The 15,835-nt window shown below is 44.1% G+C and carries 18 protein-coding genes; 2 read left to right on the top strand and 16 right to left on the bottom strand.

Going from position 1 to position 15,835, the window contains the following annotated elements; translation table 11 throughout:
* Nucleotides 1-32: 32 nt before the first annotated feature.
* The 15 genes from ACLTWA_RS12325 to coaBC form a co-directional block, all read right to left on the bottom strand.
* Nucleotides 33-1,358, bottom strand: coding sequence for a replication-associated recombination protein A (locus ACLTWA_RS12325; RefSeq protein WP_412328132.1), 1,326 nt, complete (start codon nucleotides 1,356-1,358; stop codon nucleotides 33-35).
* A 74-nt stretch (nucleotides 1,359-1,432) separates the two neighbouring features.
* A complete protein-coding gene (gene efp / locus ACLTWA_RS12320; RefSeq protein ID WP_412328082.1) occupies nucleotides 1,433-1,990 on the bottom strand; it encodes an elongation factor P in 558 nt (185 codons plus the stop codon).
* Between the two features lie 112 nt (nucleotides 1,991-2,102).
* The gene (gene aroQ, locus ACLTWA_RS12315; RefSeq protein WP_412328081.1) at nucleotides 2,103-2,531 is read right to left on the bottom strand and encodes a type II 3-dehydroquinate dehydratase; all 429 of its coding nucleotides are present in this window, start codon (nucleotides 2,529-2,531) and stop codon (nucleotides 2,103-2,105) included.
* A gap of 116 nt (nucleotides 2,532-2,647) precedes the next feature.
* Complete coding sequence (locus ACLTWA_RS12310; RefSeq protein WP_412328080.1) at nucleotides 2,648-3,157, bottom strand: YqeG family HAD IIIA-type phosphatase; 510 nt, start codon at nucleotides 3,155-3,157, stop codon at nucleotides 2,648-2,650.
* Nucleotides 3,158-3,164: 7 nt separating this feature from the next.
* A complete protein-coding gene (nrdR, locus tag ACLTWA_RS12305) occupies nucleotides 3,165-3,617 on the bottom strand; it encodes a transcriptional regulator NrdR (protein ID WP_412328078.1) in 453 nt (150 codons plus the stop codon).
* Nucleotides 3,618-3,701: 84 nt separating this feature from the next.
* Complete coding sequence (locus ACLTWA_RS12300) at nucleotides 3,702-3,962, bottom strand: PRC-barrel domain-containing protein (protein WP_412328076.1); 261 nt, start codon at nucleotides 3,960-3,962, stop codon at nucleotides 3,702-3,704.
* A gap of 63 nt (nucleotides 3,963-4,025) precedes the next feature.
* Nucleotides 4,026-4,853: a DUF975 family protein gene (locus ACLTWA_RS12295; RefSeq protein ID WP_412328075.1), complete on the bottom strand. Its 828-nt coding sequence runs from the start codon at nucleotides 4,851-4,853 to the stop codon at nucleotides 4,026-4,028.
* Entirely contained in the window at nucleotides 4,853-5,254 is a 402-nt protein-coding gene (locus ACLTWA_RS12290) for a hypothetical protein (RefSeq protein ID WP_412328074.1), read from the bottom strand. Before ACLTWA_RS12290 ends, ACLTWA_RS12295 begins: the two co-directional genes overlap by 1 nt.
* Before the next feature lie 152 nt (nucleotides 5,255-5,406).
* Nucleotides 5,407-6,303, bottom strand: a complete 897-nt coding sequence (locus ACLTWA_RS12285; protein WP_412328073.1) for a MetQ/NlpA family ABC transporter substrate-binding protein — start codon at nucleotides 6,301-6,303, stop codon at nucleotides 5,407-5,409.
* A gap of 46 nt (nucleotides 6,304-6,349) precedes the next feature.
* Nucleotides 6,350-7,015 carry a methionine ABC transporter permease gene (locus ACLTWA_RS12280; RefSeq protein ID WP_412328071.1) on the bottom strand — a complete coding sequence of 222 codons (666 nt, stop codon included), beginning with the start codon at nucleotides 7,013-7,015 and terminating at the stop codon, nucleotides 6,350-6,352.
* Nucleotides 7,005-8,027, bottom strand: coding sequence for a methionine ABC transporter ATP-binding protein (locus ACLTWA_RS12275; RefSeq protein ID WP_412328069.1), 1,023 nt, complete (start codon nucleotides 8,025-8,027; stop codon nucleotides 7,005-7,007). The genes ACLTWA_RS12280 and ACLTWA_RS12275 overlap by 11 nt, the downstream gene beginning before the upstream one ends.
* Nucleotides 8,028-8,366: 339 nt before the next feature.
* Nucleotides 8,367-9,770, bottom strand: coding sequence for a dipeptidase PepV (gene pepV / locus ACLTWA_RS12270; protein WP_412328067.1), 1,404 nt, complete (start codon nucleotides 9,768-9,770; stop codon nucleotides 8,367-8,369).
* Nucleotides 9,771-9,788: 18 nt separating this feature from the next.
* On the bottom strand, nucleotides 9,789-10,241 hold the full coding sequence (locus ACLTWA_RS12265) for a GatB/YqeY domain-containing protein (protein WP_412328065.1): 453 nt from the start codon (nucleotides 10,239-10,241) through the stop codon (nucleotides 9,789-9,791).
* Nucleotides 10,242-10,291: 50 nt separating this feature from the next.
* Nucleotides 10,292-11,881, bottom strand: coding sequence for a peptide chain release factor 3 (locus tag ACLTWA_RS12260; protein WP_412328063.1), 1,590 nt, complete (start codon nucleotides 11,879-11,881; stop codon nucleotides 10,292-10,294).
* 63 nt (nucleotides 11,882-11,944) lie between these two features.
* Nucleotides 11,945-13,165, bottom strand: a complete 1,221-nt coding sequence (coaBC, locus tag ACLTWA_RS12255) for a bifunctional phosphopantothenoylcysteine decarboxylase/phosphopantothenate--cysteine ligase CoaBC (protein WP_412328062.1) — start codon at nucleotides 13,163-13,165, stop codon at nucleotides 11,945-11,947.
* Between the two features lie 84 nt (nucleotides 13,166-13,249).
* On the opposite strand from coaBC, the gene ACLTWA_RS12250 reads away from it, so the two are divergent.
* Both ACLTWA_RS12250 and sigG read left to right on the top strand, forming a co-directional pair.
* Nucleotides 13,250-14,020: a type III pantothenate kinase gene (locus tag ACLTWA_RS12250; protein WP_412328060.1), complete on the top strand. Its 771-nt coding sequence runs from the start codon at nucleotides 13,250-13,252 to the stop codon at nucleotides 14,018-14,020.
* Between the two features lie 105 nt (nucleotides 14,021-14,125).
* The gene (sigG, locus tag ACLTWA_RS12245; RefSeq protein ID WP_412328058.1) at nucleotides 14,126-14,902 is read left to right on the top strand and encodes an RNA polymerase sporulation sigma factor SigG; all 777 of its coding nucleotides are present in this window, start codon (nucleotides 14,126-14,128) and stop codon (nucleotides 14,900-14,902) included.
* A gap of 53 nt (nucleotides 14,903-14,955) precedes the next feature.
* On the opposite strand, the gene ACLTWA_RS12240 is transcribed toward sigG, so the two are convergent.
* A complete protein-coding gene (locus tag ACLTWA_RS12240) occupies nucleotides 14,956-15,828 on the bottom strand; it encodes a DUF3298 domain-containing protein (protein WP_412328056.1) in 873 nt (290 codons plus the stop codon).
* Nucleotides 15,829-15,835: the final 7 nt, after the last annotated feature.

Genomic DNA, 15,835 nt, shown 5'->3' with positions numbered 1-15,835 from the left:
TAATTATATTACAATTAAGGTTAAAAATCAAATTATTTTGCATGGTTTCTCCGCCATTCTTTGATTTCCTTCCAACGTTTTCCTATGGTTTCTTCCTGTCCCTCTTTGGTGGGATTATAATACTCCCTGTCTGCCAAAGAATCCGGAAGGCACTGCATTGCTGAGAGTTTTTCCACCCTGTCATGCGCGTATTCATAGCCCTGGCCATAATCCAGTTCTTTCATTAAATCCGTAGGCGCATTCCGGATCGCAAGAGGGACCGGCTCTGCCAAGGTTTGATACGCATCCTCTTTGCATCGGTTATAGGCCAGATATATGGAATTGGATTTGGGAGCCATGGACAGATAAACAACCGCATGAGCCAGATTCACATTGCATTCCGGCATTCCGTTAAAATGGCTGGCCTGATAAGCGGAAACTGCCACACTGAGAGCCTGACTGTCTGCCATACCAATATCTTCACTGGCAAACCGGATCAAACGCCTGGCTACGTACAAAGGATCTTCTCCTGCTTCCAGCATACGTGCAAGCCAGTAAAGAGCCGCATCCGGATCACTGTTTCGCATCGACTTGTGAAGGGCAGAAATCAGATTATAATGTTCCTCTCCATTCTTGTCATACAGAAGGGACTTGCGGCTTATACACTGCTCCAGCACCGCTTTTGTTACAGTAATTTCTCTGGCACTTATTTCACCGTTTAGCACTGCCATCTCCAGCGTATTTAAAGCGGTTCTTGCATCACCGCCGGCAAATCGGGCAATGGCATATAAACTGTCTTCTTCGATACCGATTTTCTGATCTCCAAATCCGTCTTTGCTTTTTAATGCATGACGGAGCAGTTCCACCAGATCCTCTGTGGAAAGTGCCTGCAAAACAAATACCTTGCATCTGGAAAGCAAAGCGGCATTGATTTCAAATGAGGGATTTTCCGTTGTGGCTCCAATCAAAATGATACTGCCCTTTTCCACGTATGGCAAAAAGGCATCCTGCTGGGCTTTATTGAACCGGTGGATCTCGTCCACAAAGACCAGGGTATGAAGGCCCACTTTCCGCTCCTTTTCTGCCTGCACCATCACTTCCTTTATTTCTTTGATTCCGCTGGTAACCGCACTGAAATCTACAAAGGCTGCTTTGGACCGTCCTGCAATGATCCTTGCAAGAGTAGTCTTCCCCACTCCCGGAGGGCCCCAAAATATCATGGAACAGATGCGGTCCTGATCAATCATCTGCCTTAACACTTTTCCTTCTCCCAGCAAATGCTTCTGACCTGCAAACTCTATGAGATCCCTGGGACGCAGTCTACTGGCCAAAGGACTGTTCTTCTCCTGCTCCTGGTCAAACATGGACAACTGTTCCATCATTAAGCCCTCACTTTCCTGAATTCTTTATAATAGCAAAAAAGACCGGGCTTCCCGGTCCTTTTTCATTCTGATTAAACTCTGGACATATATTCACCAGTACGTGTATCGATTTTAATCTTATCTCCCTGCTCTACAAACAGAGGAACATATACAACGGCTCCGGTCTCAACAGTAGCTGGCTTTGTAGCTCCCTGTGCGGTATCTCCCTTAAATCCCGGCTCGGTATCTGTAATCACCAGCTCCACAAATAATGGAGGCTCTACAGAATATACTTTACCATTGAAAGAACATACCTTAACGTTCTCATTCTCTTTCACAAACTTCAATGCATCACCGATCACGTCAGGACCTAATGCCACCTGCTCGTAAGTATTTGTATCCATAAAGTTATGAAGATCTCCATCGGCATACAGATACTGCATATCTACTCTGTCGATTCTTGCCTGTGGGAACTTTTCTGTCGGGCGGAATGTGCGTTCTACAACGCCGCCGTTTACCACATCTTTAATCTTTGTTCTTACGAATGCAGCACCCTTTCCAGGTTTTACGTGCTGGAACTCCATAATCTGATATACAGTACCCTCGATCTCCAATGTGATACCGTTTCTAAAATCACCCGCTGATATCATAAATGATATTCCTCCTTGAATTTCTCTTCTTAACCTTTTATATTCTATACTATAACAAACGCATTTTCAACCGTTTTTTTGCAAATATCTCCATTTTCTTACCCATACAGGGCTATTTGCCTGTTAAAAAGTCCATAGCCAGAGCATAACCTTTCAGTCCCAGACCAACAACTTGTCCGGTGCATACCGGCGCTGTTACAGATAAATGACGGAATTCCTCCCTCTTATGGACATTGGATATATGCACTTCGACTTTTGGGATTTCTATTGATGCCAAGGCATCCCTTAAAGCATAGCTGTAATGAGTAAACGCTCCGGGATTTATAACAATCCCTTCCGTTCCGTTATGATAAGCTTCCTGAATCTTATCAATCAGTCCGCCTTCGTAATTGCTCTGATATATCTCCAGTTCATGGCCTTCTTTCTCCGCTTTTTCTGTAAGCAAGGAGATCAAAAACTCATAGTCTTCGGTTCCGTAAATCCCTTTTTCACGAATTCCCAAAAAATTCAAATTCGGTCCGTTCAATATAAGTATCTTCATATTTTAAACGCTGCCTTTCCTCACAGTTCTTTCTTTCAGGCAAGGCAGCTTTTAAGATTCCTTTTTATTATATCCCTAAAAGCGGTCTTTTACCCTGCAGAATGTTCTTTAAAAATTTATTTAATCCTTTTTTTATCCCTGTAGTAGAAATATAACACAATGGCTTCGAGAGCCCTCTTTAACACAATCTGGATCTCTTCTTTTGGATTCATGGGCTTTACCAGTATGCTGTGTATTCCGGCTCTTTTTGCGCCATACACATCTGTAAAAAGCTGATCACCTACAAAAACCGTATTGTTCACATCAGTTCCCATTAATTCCATTGCTTTCTGATAGCCTTTCACACCAGGTTTATTCCCGCGAAATATATACCTGGAACTTCCGACTGCCCTGGCAAAGGAGGCCACTCTCGGTTCTTTGTTATTAGATAACAGACAGGTCTCAAGCCCTGTTTCATGCAAACGCAGAAAAAGCTTTTTTGCTCTTTCATCGGCAGGCGCTCCATGAGGAACCAGAGTATTGTCGATATCGAAAATCACACCCCTGATTCCGCGCTTATATAAGCGCTCAAAGGGTATGTCATACGTGGACACCACGTCTTCATCCGGATAAAATGCCTTTAACATAAATCTCCTACTTCTTTAATAGTTTTCCTATTTCTTCTATAAATGTATTTACATCTTTGAATTCCCTGTAGACGGAAGCAAAGCGGACGTAAGCCACTTCGTCTATTTCCTGCAGCTTCTTCATGACAAGTTCCCCAATGACGGTGCTTTCCACTTCCTTTTCTTCACGGTTAAACACCTGAGTCTCTACCTCATCGACCATAAAATCAATCTGCTGGGAGGACACCGGCCTCTTATGGCAGGAATGAAGAATTCCTGATTCTATTTTCGAACGGTCATAAACCTCTCTGGAACGATCCTTTTTAATTACCATGAGAGGCATGGTCTCAAGCTTCTCATAAGTGGTAAAGCGTTTTCCGCATTTTTCACACTGCCTGCGCCGCCTGATGGAACTATTGTCATCTGCTGGTCTGGAATCAATGACTTTTGTATCTGCTTCATTGCAAAATGGACATTTCACGCCTCTATCCTCCTGTCTTACGGACTCTGTTCTTATTATGTATATCATAACTTACATTCCACAGATTCGCAAGCCCATCTTCTACTATATCCCGCATTTTTCCGTTGCTTTATCCAGATCCACATTAACGAGGATTATATCCGGCCCAACCTGCCTGATATCACAGAAGGGAATGACATATTCTTTTTCCCTAACCAGAAATCCACAAAAGCATCCGGGACCGGGCACAATAATGGCTAAAAGACACCCGGACTCCATATCAAAATCCACATCGCCCACATATCCAAGACGTCTGCAGTCACAGATATTAATTACTTCTTTTGTCTTGAGATCAGAAATGCGCATAGAATACACCTCCTTACTGCTTAGTGTATTCTATGCGCAAAAAAGCCGTATGACACGGTTTTATCACTGATTTCCCTGATTCCACATGGATTCATAAGAAACATCCGGCTGGTCATAACCGGTTTTTGGCGCCTGCTCCGATTTTAAATCCAGGTAAAACTCTGTAAATGTAGCATGAGCATAGGGCAATATCCAAAGAAAGCCAATGCCTAAAGAGAGATATCCCAATAACACCATTCCAGTAAAACTCAGATAAATATAAAAGAGACGCCCTTTGTTCCCTCTCATCATCTCAGCGCTTTCCCGGATGCTTTGAAACACTCCCTTATCCGTAGCTTCGATTAATATATACATGGACTGGGATAAATAAATGGAACTGATGATGGCACCTGCCAGCAGTACAAAATACATCAGAATCAGGAGAACTACCATCACCGGCATATAATCTGTGATAACCGCAACTACAAACACAATGATGTAAGGGATGGCACATACAACCCCGATCAGCATCTGGGCCATATAAAGGCCTAAAAACTTCAAAGGTTTGTTTTTCAGCCCAAACAGCAGGTCTGAAAAACCGGGGTTTTGTTCTGTACTTATGTTATAATAAAGTTTCATAATTCCCGGCATTAAAAGCCCCATAGCCCCCACCAGAATAATGGAAAAGAAAATAATTACGAGCTGCATTATGATAAATCCGGCTCCAGATTCACTTCCTCCGGCAAACAACGCCGTATTCGCAACGCCCACAAACAGAGCAATCATAAAATAGATCAAAAAAAACACGGACAGAACGGCAGAAGCAATAAATTCTGTACCGACACACAAGCCATATCTGCCTTTCAGTCTGGCCTTCGCCCGCCTTTTAAGTTCTGAAGATGTGGTTTTCATTAAAAAGCACCTCCTGTCTCAAATTCACCGGCAACAGCAAATATGATCAATACGATTCCCAACAGCATTGCCATCACCATACCGATGACCGAGGTAATTAAACCGGCCTTTGCATAACCCTCAAACCGGTCTTCCGTCTTGGAAAGAAGCCCGAATAAGATTCCCAGGCTTCCAAATATCAAGCCTCCGTAGCAACAGCAGGAAGTAACGATACCTATAATTCCCATAACCAGAGATGCCAGGGCCATATTGCTTTGAGGGGACTTTACCGGCTGACTTGGAACCTCCTGATAATTCCAGTCTCTTTTCACTTCTTCCACACTGAAAGAATCCGGACGGGTCTCCTCTTTTAATCCTTCAGAAGGTTCCTTATGATATTCGTTTTGATTCTCCTGATCCATGTATTATCAACTCCCTTTTTGTCATAATATAAAGATTATACAATAAATCTCAGAATCTGTAAAACTAATATTTTCACCGGACTCATTTTCAAAAAAAATGCTGCGGAACAGGCAAGTGCATGCTCCGCAGCGTTTTTTCAATCAGATATGATTTAGAAGGAGGGAACAACCGCTCCGTCATAGGTATCTTCAATAAACTTCTTAACCGTATCGCTTGTTAAAGCTTCTACAAGCGCTGCTGTTTTCTCGCTTTTTTCCTCTCCCTTACGTACTGCAATAATGTTGCTGTAGCGGGTGGCTGCGGTAGACTTTGCATCTTCTACTGCCAATGCTTCAGATACCTTTAAGCCTGCTTCAATGGCATAGTTGCCGTTAATAACTGCAACATCCACATCACCCAAAGAACGGGGAAGCTGAGCTGCCTCTACCTCTATAATCTTAAGGTTTTTATCATTCTTAACAATGTCATTTTTGGTAGCCTCAAGTCCAACGCCTTCCTTAAGTTCGATCAGCCCATTGTCTGCAAGCAGAAGAAGTGCTCTTGCTTCATTGGAAACATCGTTAGGAACTGCAACCTGAGCACCATCTGCCAGTGCATCAAGAGATGCAGTCTTGCCTGCATAAATGCCGAATGGTTCATAATGAATGGAAGCAGCACTGACAAGCGTGGTCTTATTTTCCTCATTGAACTGATCCAAATATGGCTGATGCTGAAAATAATTGGCATCCAAATCCCCGGAATCAAGAGCCAGGTTTGGCTGTACGTAGTCCGTATATTCCTTTATTACCAGGTCATATCCTTTTTCTTTTAACACTTCCTTTGCAGCATTCAAAATCTCTGCATGAGGTGCCGGGGTTGCCCCAACGACGATCTTTTCTAAATCCCCGGCAGACTCTGCTTTGGAATCTGCTGCGGCTGAATCTGCTGCGCTAGTTGCTTCTGCTGTCGTTTCTGCTGTTGTAGCAGGCGCTTCGCTTTTTCCTGAACATGCGGTCAGAGCACCTGCTGCAAGCAAAGCTGCGGTAAGAACGTAAAGTGATTTTTTCATAATTTCTTCCTCCTTGAATTTTATATGGTAACGCCTTTGGCTGTTACTATTTGATTCTCTTGTCGCTGATTCTGGAAAGTTTCATTCCCGCTTCCTGAATGATCTGTACAATAATAACCAGTATTACCACGGTTGCAAACATCATTCCGGTCTGGTAGCGGTAGTAGCCGTATTTAATAGCAATGTCTCCAAGTCCGCCGCCGCCTACAAACCCTGACATCGCGGAATAACTAAGTATAGTGGTCACAGATAAAGCCGCTCCTACCAAAAGAGAGGGCTTTGCCTCTGGCAGGAGAACCTTCCATATAATCTGCAGCGTGGATGCTCCCATGGATTTGGCGGCTTCAATCACTCCCGCATCCACTTCTTTAAAGGAAGATTCCACAACACGGGCCACATAAGGAGCTGATGCAATGACTAAAGGTGGAATAACCGCTTTTGCGCCCAGAGTGGTTCCTACAATGGCTTTTGTAATGGGAATTACCATGATCAGTAAAATAATAAACGGCACGGAACGGAGAAGGTTAATGACCAGCCCCAGGATTCTCTGAAACCACGGAACCGGATAAATGCCGTCTTTATCCGTGACGATGAGAATGATTCCCAGCGGAATTCCGATCAGATAGGAAAAAAAGGAGGAAGTAAATGTCATAAACAGAGTCTCCCATATCCCCAGCTTTAACATATCAACAGTAGCTGCATCAAATACCATAATCCTTCACCTCCTCATGGGTTATTTCTGCTGTTCTTAAGTAATTTAATATGCGCTTCTGGTCCACTTCATCTTCCGGAAGCTGAATAACCATCTGCCCCATAGCGGTTCCGTTAATATCTTTTGTCTCCGCATGGATGATATTGACCGGTACTTTGCAGGCAAGAATCATGTTGGATAAGACCGGTTCAAAGGATGAACGCCCGTCAAAAGTGATTCTCACCATCTTTGACCGGCCGAACTGTACGGCATGTTCAGCTGCCTCTCCTAAAATAAGCTGCCGCCCGATCTTTGATTTGGGGCCGGAGAAAATATCTGCCACACTGCCTACCTCTGCAATGTGGCTCTGGTCTATGATTGCCACCCTGTCACAGATCGCTTCTATAACAGCCATCTCATGTGTGATAACCACCACCGTTACCCCAAGATTCTTATTGATTTCCTTTAAAAGCCCAAGTATGGATTTGGTTGTATTTGGATCAAGAGCACTGGTAGCTTCATCACAAAGGAGAATCTTCGGATTGGTAGCCAATGCTCTGGCGATAGCAACTCTCTGCTTCTGCCCTCCGGAAAGCTGGGAGGGATAAGCCTTTGCCCTGTCCTTTAGCCCGACCAGTTCAAGCAGTTCCATGGCCCGGTCCATTGCTTCCTTCTTCTGTGCATAAGCGATCTCTAGAGGAAAGCATACATTCTGAAGTACATTTCTCTGAGACAATAAGTTAAACTGCTGAAAGATCATCCCCATGGACTGTCTGGCCAGCCTCTGCTCCCGCGGTCTCATGGCAGATAAGCTTTTGTTTTCAAAAAGTACCGTTCCTGAGGTGGGTACCTCCAGATAATTGATACAGCGGACTAATGTACTCTTACCGGCTCCGCTTAAGCCGATTATTCCAAAAATCTCTCCCCGCTCTATGGAAAGATTGATATCGTCCAGTGCTTTAATGGGACCACTGACCGTATGAAATTCTTTACCAAGCCCTACCAGTTCAATAATTGGTTCTGCTGACTGCATGTGTTCCGTTTCCTTTCTTTTAGGTACAAAAAGGCCGCAAGTCCTGCACAGACTTGCGACCTGATAATTCCCGCGTTTCGCTGCTACTGGCGAATTCAATCACAATCCATACAAATGAATTTCATTATCGGTTTTTTACGCACTCTGACTTACAACACATCATCATACACGTGCCGTTTATCCGATCCATATTCATCTGCATAGCTTTTGAATGATTCATGGCAGCTACTCCTTCCCCGATTCCTATAGTGAAAGTAGGAATTACTTTATGAGGCGTATTTTACGCTTTCTTCCTATATTTGTCAATACTATTTTAGAATATTGAAAAATTTCAGAATCTTAGGAACAAAGGTCTACAATTACCTGTGCAAATATCTTGGCACTTACAACAAGTTCGTCTACAACGGCAAATTCATCAGCCCCATGCATCCGGTTATCTGTCTCCGGCATAGAAGCTCCGAACGCGACCCCGTTCTTTAAATCATGAACATAGGTTCCGCCACCCATGGAAACACATTCGCCCTTGCGTCCGGTATATCTTTCATAGACATTTAAAAGGGTTTTCACAAATTCCGAATTCCCATCTACATGATGGGGAGGTCTCATGGAATCATTATGAAGAGTGAAGCCCTTTGCGGCCATATTCTTTTTGACAACCTGAAGGACATTTTCTTCTGTGGAACAGATGGGACAACGGCTGTCAAAGGTTCCTTCCAAACAGTCATCCGTTATCTTCAGCAAACTAAGGGCCAGAGTCAGATCCCCGGAAATCTCATCGCCCATTGCAATTCCCAGCGCCCTTCCGCAGGTATCACCGTGAGGAATCAGTTCCAGAAGATTCCGCATCATGGAAACCTGAGGACATTCCGCCAGAGGAAGTTTTACCAGATAATCCAAAAGTCCGGTCAGCGCATTGTTTCCTTCCTGAGGAACGGAAGCATGGGCGCCTTCACCAATTGCCGTTACAGAGGCATTCCCATTCTCCATCTTGATTTCAAAGCGAATTCCTGTATTCTTCGTACATTCCTCTGCAATCTTCACTAAAACCGCTTCTTCCACTCCGGCCACGACCGCACTTGCCTTACCAGGTACCACATTGACCTTGATTCCGGCATCAAGGCTTACCAGCTTTGGAAGCTTGTCTGAAGGAGTAAATCTGGCTGTAAAATGACCATTCAAGCCTCCCTTTTCCGTATTCACCACCGGGAAAGCACCGTCCGGAGAAAATGTCATGGGTGCTTCCTTTTCCACTGCATAATAATGAGCGATATCCGAACTGCCGCACTCTTCATCGGTACCCAGAATCAACCGGACATTCTTCTGAAGAGGAATCTTAAGTTCTTTTACGGCTCTCATGGCATAAAGAGCTGCCACTGCCGGTCCTTTATCATCGGAGGTTCCCCGGCCGTATAACTTTCCATCCTTTACCACCGGTTCAAAGGGCTGAGTCTCCTTCCAGCCTTCTCCTGCCGGAACCACATCAAGATGCGCCAGAATATCAAGCTGCCGCTCCTTATCATTCATATCCACGGTTCCCACATAGTTGTCGTAATTGTTAATGGAAAACCCATAGGACTCTGCCATATTAAGAGCCTCTGTAAGCGCTTCAAAAGCACCAGGTCCAAAGGGCATCCCTTCTTTATAAGGCATTTTTTCACTATTGATCCTGCATAGGGTACAGATATCTTCGATCATTTCCTGCTTATGCGCCTCAATATATGCTTCTATTTCCTTCTTATACATAAACAACGCCTCTTTTCTTTACTTCATCATTCCTGCCAGAACTTCATTCACGACCTTGCCGTCGGCCTTTCCTTTTACCTTTGGCATCAGGACTTTCATGATCTTTCCCTTATCGGCTGCCGTGGGCGCTTCAATCCCCAGTTCAGCAAGAACCGAAAGAATGATCTCCTTAATCTGATCCTCGCTCATATCTTCAGGGGCAAATTCCTTATAAACAGCGATGCGGGCTGCTGCTTCTTCCCGTATGTCATCCCTGTCTGCAGGCGCCAGTTCATAAGTCTCCTGGGTCTGCCTGATCTCCTTTTTCACGATTGCATTGGCTTCTTCTTCTGTAATCGGAGTATGATCCTTCTTATCGATCTCAAAATTTTTCAGTGCTGCGAGAAGCATGGATAACGCATCTTTCCTCTGCTTGTCTTTTGCTTTCATGGCTTCCACCATGGCTGCTCTTACTTCATCAATTTTACTCATTGTACTTCCTCCTTCAATGATCTATATTCCCGGTCTTTCCATTCCAATATCTAGTTATTGCCAAATTCAGAAAGTTCCAGTCCCGGATTACGCTCCAATACCATTCCCACACTCCAGCTGTTCACAAACAAAAGAAGAGGATTGTCCTTTAAATCCTTAATCCGCTTCATATCAGATGTTCCCTGGATCTTTGCCACATCAACTTCATTCTTATTCACGATCCAGCGGATATATTCATACGGAAGCTTCTCAAGCTTTACTTCCACATTGTATTCATTCTCCAGACGGTAAGTCAGAACCTCAAACTGGAGTTCTCCCACCACGCCCACAATGATTTCTTCCATACCCGTATTGAATTCCTGGAAAATCTGAATGGCTCCTTCCTGAGCGATCTGATTCACACCCTTGATAAACTGCTTTCTCTTCATGGTATCAATCTGACGCACTCTGGCAAAGTGCTCCGGAGCAAATGTGGGGATGCCCTCATATTCAAACTTTTCATTGGACTTGCAAAGAGTGTCTCCAATGGAGAAGATCCCCGGATCAAATACGCCGATGATATCTCCTGCATAAGCCTCTTCCACAATCTTACGGTCCTGTGCCATCATCTGCTGAGGCTGAGATAACCGGAGTTTTTTTCCGCCCTGAACATGATTCACTTCCATTCCTGCTTCAAATCTGCCGGAAACAATTCTCATAAATGCAATCCTGTCTCTGTGGGCCTTATTCATATTGGCCTGAATCTTAAAAACAAAAGCAGAGAAATCTTCTTCAAACGGGTCCACCACTCCGGTGGTCGTAAGCCTTGGCAGAGGAGAAGTCGTCATCTGAAGAAAATGCTGTAAAAATGTTTCAACACCAAAGTTTGTCAGTGCAGAACCGAAAAATACCGGAGATAAGTTTCCTTTGCTGACCCGCTCCATATCAAGCTCATCACTGGCACCGTCAAGCAGCTCGATCTCATCCATCAGCTGTCTGTGGAACGCTTCGCCGATCAGATCATCTACGCCCGGATCTCCCAGCCTGACTTCGGTAGATTCCACTTCCTTTTGTCCGCTCATGGCTGCGCGGTAAGTGGTTATGGTTTCTTTATAACGGTCGTAAACGCCTTTGAATTCTCTGCCGCAGCCGATAGGCCAGTTGACCGGACAGGTGCGGATTCCCAGCACGTTTTCAATCTCATCCATCAGTTCAAAAGGATCCCTTGCTTCCCGGTCCATCTTGTTGATAAAGGTAAAAATAGGAATATGGCGCATAACACAAACCTTAAACAGCTTGATGGTCTGTGCCTCCACACCTTTAGACCCATCGATGACCATGACCGCAGAGTCAGCTGCCATAAGTGTACGGTAGGTGTCCTCAGAGAAGTCCTGATGCCCTGGCGTGTCCAGAATATTTATACAGAATCCGTCGTAATTAAACTGCAGCACGGAAGAGGTGACGGAAATACCTCTCTCTTTCTCAATTTCCATCCAGTCAGATACTGCATGCTTGGAACCTTTTCTTCCTTTTACCGTACCGGCCAGATTGATCGCTCCTCCATAAAGAAGAAACTTTTCTGTCAGTGTGGTCTTCCCGGCATCTGGATGGGAAATGATGGCAAATGTTCTTCTCTTTTTAATTTCTTCCGCTATATTCACAAAAATAATTCCTCCAATTATACGTCTAAGTCCTGTCTATTGTAGTATGATTCCTGTCATAAGTCAAGATTCACTGTCCATAGAGCAAACCATTCCGTCAGCAGGAAAAATCTCGTTAAGAAGCCTGTGAGCAACTTCCTCCTTGGTCATCTTTTCAAGCTCCAGTTCTTTCTCCCTGGTAATAATGGTCACTACATTGGTATCTGTCCCAAAACCGGCTCCTGCCGTTTTCAGATTATTGGCTACGATCATATCGATATTTTTTTTCTCAAGCTTTGCCCGGGAATTTTCCAGCATATTTTGTGTTTCCATGGAAAAGCCGCACAGGAATTGGCCGTTCTTCCGGTGGCTGCCCAGCCACATCAGAATATCGTCTGTCCGTTCAAGCTCGATCTGCATGTCTCCGTCCCGTTTCTTGGCTTTTTCCGTTCCTGCATGTCTGGGGCGGTAATCAGCCACTGCTGCTGCTTTGATAATGGCCTCCTGATCCTCATAGCAGCCAGTCACCGCATCAAACATCTCCCTGGCGCTGGTTATCTCAATAACATTTACAAAGGGCGGCTTTTGCGTTCCGGTTCTTCCTGTGATAAGAGTCACTTCTGCTCCTCTTAAGGATGCTGCCCTTGCAATGGCATATCCCATTTTCCCGGTAGAGTGATTGGTGATAAACCGCACCGGATCAATGGCTTCCATGGTCGGGCCTGCGGTAACCAGAATCCTTTTTCCGGTTAAATCCTTTTTATAAGCAGCTTCTTTTTCTATATATTGAAATAATATCTCCGGTTCCGGCATCTTGCCTGCTCCCGTATCTCCGCAGGCAAGATAGCCGACTGCAGGATCAATCACTTCCATCCCATAAGCTGCACATCTCTTTAGATTATCCTGAACCACAGGGTTTTCATACATGTTTGTATTCATGGCCGGTGCAATCATTTTTTTGCATTTGCATGCCAGTACGGTTGTCGTCAGCATATCATCCGCCATGCCATGGGCCAGCTTTGCAATTACATTGGCACTGGCCGGTGCAATCATCACCACATCGGCCAGTTTTGCCAGGGAAACGTGTTCCACGCTGTACTGGAAATTCCGGTCAAAGGTATCCACCAGGCATTTATTGCCGGTCAACGTTTCAAAAGTGATGGGATTTATGAAATTAGTGGCATTTTGTGTCATAAGGACATGTACGTGACAGCCCTTTTTCATCAGCATGCTGGCTAGTGATGCTATTTTATAGGCTGCAATGCTTCCTGTTACTCCTAAAATAATATTTTTTCCTTTCAGCATAAGCGCCTCCCGTTGTTTTTCGACTTAAAATGTGATACTCTACAGTATAGCATAAGAAAAAAAAGTTGAAAAGGAGTTCCCTCTATGATTTTAGCCATTGATTTAGGAAACAGCAATATCGTCATAGGAGGTATCGATCATACCAGAACTTATTTTGTAGAGCGAATTACTACCAATCACGGTAAAACCGAATTGGAGTATGCGGTTAATATAAAAGATATCATGGATATTCACCATTACCCTCTATCTGCCATTGAAGGTGCCATCATCTCTTCTGTGGTTCCTCCGCTTACGGACGTTGTGATCTCTGCCGTTAAAAAAATAACAGGAAAAACGCCTTTGCTGGTTGGCCCTGGAATGAAAACCGGACTGAACATTAAGATGGACAACCCAAAAGCCGTGGGAAGCGATTTAATCGTTGATGCTGTCGCCGCTTTAAAGGATTATCCGGCTCCGATTATTATCATTGATATGGGCACAGCTACCACCCTGTCTGTGATCGATCAGTCCGGTAATTATTGCGGCGGCATCATCTTTCCGGGGATGAGAGTCTCTCTGGATTCCTTGAGCAGCCGGACTGCCCAGCTTCCCTATATCGGATTAAACAGGCCTAAGAAAATTATCGGCAAAAATACCATAGAATGCATGAGAAGCGGAATCCTTTACGGCAATGCCGCCATGATCGACGGTGTCATCGACCGAATGGAGGAGGAACTCGAAACATCTGCCAGCCTTATTGCCACCGGAGGTCTTGCTTCTGCGGTTGTTCCTCTGTGCCGTCATAAAATTCATTTCGATAATGCTCTTTTGTTAAAAGGATTATTGATCTTATACGAAAAAAATAATAAAGAATAGACCTGACCAAAAACTGGAAATAAATTTTGTCCCTGCTATCGTATAAAAGCCCTCGATTGAGTACATCATTTCTATAGAGAATAAAAATGATGCGGAGGGAAAGATATGTCTGGATACAAAGTAGAAATTTGTGGTGTTAATACTTCCAAACTGCCTCTTCTGAGCAACGAGGAGAAGGAAGTTCTATTCAAACGGATACTTAACGGGGATAAAAAAGCCCGTGAAGATTACATCAAAGGAAACTTAAGACTGGTTCTCAGTGTCATACAGCGTTTTTCCGGCAGCAGTGAAAACGTGGACGATTTATTTCAGATCGGCTGCATCGGCTTGATCAAAGCCATTGATAACTTCGACATTACGCAGAATGTCAGGTTCTCCACCTATGCGGTTCCCATGATCCTTGGAGAAGTAAGACGTTATCTCCGGGATAATAACTCCATTCGTGTCAGCCGTTCTCTGCGCGATACCGCTTATAAAGCAATTTACGCAAAAGAGAATTTAATGAAAAAGAACTTAAAGGAACCGACTGTGATGGAGATCGCCGAGGAGATCGGAGTGAGCAAAGAAGATATTACCTATGCGTTAGATGCAATCCAAAGCCCGGTAAGCCTTTATGAACCGGTTTATTCAGACGGCGGAGACCCGCTCTTTGTTATGGACCAGATCAGTGATAAAAAAAACCTGGAAGAAAACTGGGTGGAGGATATTTCTTTAAATGAAGCAATGAGACGGCTCCCGGAAAGAGAGCGTCATATCATTGACATGCGCTTTTTTGAAGGAAAGACCCAGACTGAGGTTGCAGAAGAAATCCATATCAGCCAGGCACAGGTAAGCCGTCTGGAGAAAAATGCCTTAAAGACCATGAAAAGTTATTTGTCTTAAATATACAAAGCATAAGCCCACCTTTTAATAGAAAGGCAGGCTTATCCTACATATCAGTATAACCCAGTGACCGATTTCGGTATGGCAAATTCTACTGTCCCCATATAACCAGGCGCAACTTCATATTCGTCAAATACAATCACGATTTCTCCCTTATTATTAAAGTAATAACTTTCATCTCCATTTATTCCGGTAAAATCATCCTGGCTGAACTCCTTTGAATGATAAAAATAAATCTTTGAATCGTCGGAAGCCATCTGGTCTTCCATCTGCTTTTTGATATTCTCCCCGATCTCTTTTAATACATCTTCCTTTTCCCGAAACAGGTCTTTCAGCGTCACAACGTCACCGGTGGACTTATCGATGGTAAATATCTTCACATACTCTGCACCGCTGGCCATAATCACTGTGGTTTGAATCCGCAAAGACAAATACTTGTTATTATCCGTAACCACATCATATGAGGATGTCACAGAATAGTGTCCCTTGCCTGCCAGACCCTGGGTAACCTGTTGTTCATATTCTTTTATGAGCTGATTTGCATACTCTTCAATGGAACGGTTCACTGTATAGTTGTCGCTGTTGTTAATCGAAACCTTTGGTATGTCGATTTTGGCCTCATAATGATTATTGATCTCTTCAAAAGTGCGGAAGGTCACAACTTTGGCAATTGCCCCAAGAACCGGAATTTCTTCCATGGCATTGGCAGTCACAGGGCTTGCATTGGCCAAAATGGTAATGAGTGCAGCAGCGGCGGCGGCTGACATGGCAGAACGTTTGGTAATTCTAATCATCTGTATCTTCCTCTTTTCTCTTTTTCCTTTGTTAATTCCATGAATAACAGCGTTTCTGGCAGCCAGGGGCACCGAAATGGTTTCATAGCTGTTTTTCATCTTTAAAAGTTTATCTTTATCACTGCATTCCATATTTAAG

This window comes from Lacrimispora sp. (assembly GCF_046972725.1).
In the GTDB taxonomy this organism is placed as follows: Bacteria; Bacillota; Clostridia; order Lachnospirales; family Lachnospiraceae; genus Lacrimispora.
The sequence above is the reverse complement of the archived record's forward strand: the minus strand, read 5'-3'. Positions and strand labels throughout refer to the sequence as shown.

What these genes read in the sequence shown, in the direction of transcription:
- ACLTWA_RS12295 (WP_412328075.1), bottom strand. Translation starts at nt 4,853, where the DNA reads ATGAAAACCACATCTTCAGAACTTAAAAGGCGGGCGAAGGCCAGACTG.
- ACLTWA_RS12280 (WP_412328071.1), bottom strand. Translation starts at nt 7,015, where the DNA reads ATGGTATTTGATGCAGCTACTGTTGATATGTTAAAGCTGGGGATATGG.
- ACLTWA_RS12250 (WP_412328060.1), top strand. Translation starts at nt 13,250, where the DNA reads ATGATTTTAGCCATTGATTTAGGAAACAGCAATATCGTCATAGGAGGT.
- ACLTWA_RS12310 (WP_412328080.1), bottom strand. Translation starts at nt 3,157, where the DNA reads ATGTTAAAGGCATTTTATCCGGATGAAGACGTGGTGTCCACGTATGAC.
- ACLTWA_RS12275 (WP_412328069.1), bottom strand. Translation starts at nt 8,027, where the DNA reads ATGCAGTCAGCAGAACCAATTATTGAACTGGTAGGGCTTGGTAAAGAA.
- ACLTWA_RS12300 (WP_412328076.1), bottom strand. Translation starts at nt 3,962, where the DNA reads ATGCGCATTTCTGATCTCAAGACAAAAGAAGTAATTAATATCTGTGAC.
- ACLTWA_RS12290 (WP_412328074.1), bottom strand. Translation starts at nt 5,254, where the DNA reads ATGGATCAGGAGAATCAAAACGAATATCATAAGGAACCTTCTGAAGGA.
- pepV (WP_412328067.1), bottom strand. Translation starts at nt 9,770, where the DNA reads ATGTATAAGAAGGAAATAGAAGCATATATTGAGGCGCATAAGCAGGAA.
- sigG (WP_412328058.1), top strand. Translation starts at nt 14,126, where the DNA reads ATGTCTGGATACAAAGTAGAAATTTGTGGTGTTAATACTTCCAAACTG.
- ACLTWA_RS12285 (WP_412328073.1), bottom strand. Translation starts at nt 6,303, where the DNA reads ATGAAAAAATCACTTTACGTTCTTACCGCAGCTTTGCTTGCAGCAGGT.
- ACLTWA_RS12265 (WP_412328065.1), bottom strand. Translation starts at nt 10,241, where the DNA reads ATGAGTAAAATTGATGAAGTAAGAGCAGCCATGGTGGAAGCCATGAAA.
- efp (WP_412328082.1), bottom strand. Translation starts at nt 1,990, where the DNA reads ATGATATCAGCGGGTGATTTTAGAAACGGTATCACATTGGAGATCGAG.
- ACLTWA_RS12325 (WP_412328132.1), bottom strand. Translation starts at nt 1,358, where the DNA reads ATGGAACAGTTGTCCATGTTTGACCAGGAGCAGGAGAAGAACAGTCCT.
- coaBC (WP_412328062.1), bottom strand. Translation starts at nt 13,165, where the DNA reads ATGCTGAAAGGAAAAAATATTATTTTAGGAGTAACAGGAAGCATTGCA.
- aroQ (WP_412328081.1), bottom strand. Translation starts at nt 2,531, where the DNA reads ATGAAGATACTTATATTGAACGGACCGAATTTGAATTTTTTGGGAATT.
- ACLTWA_RS12240 (WP_412328056.1), bottom strand. Translation starts at nt 15,828, where the DNA reads ATGGAATGCAGTGATAAAGATAAACTTTTAAAGATGAAAAACAGCTAT.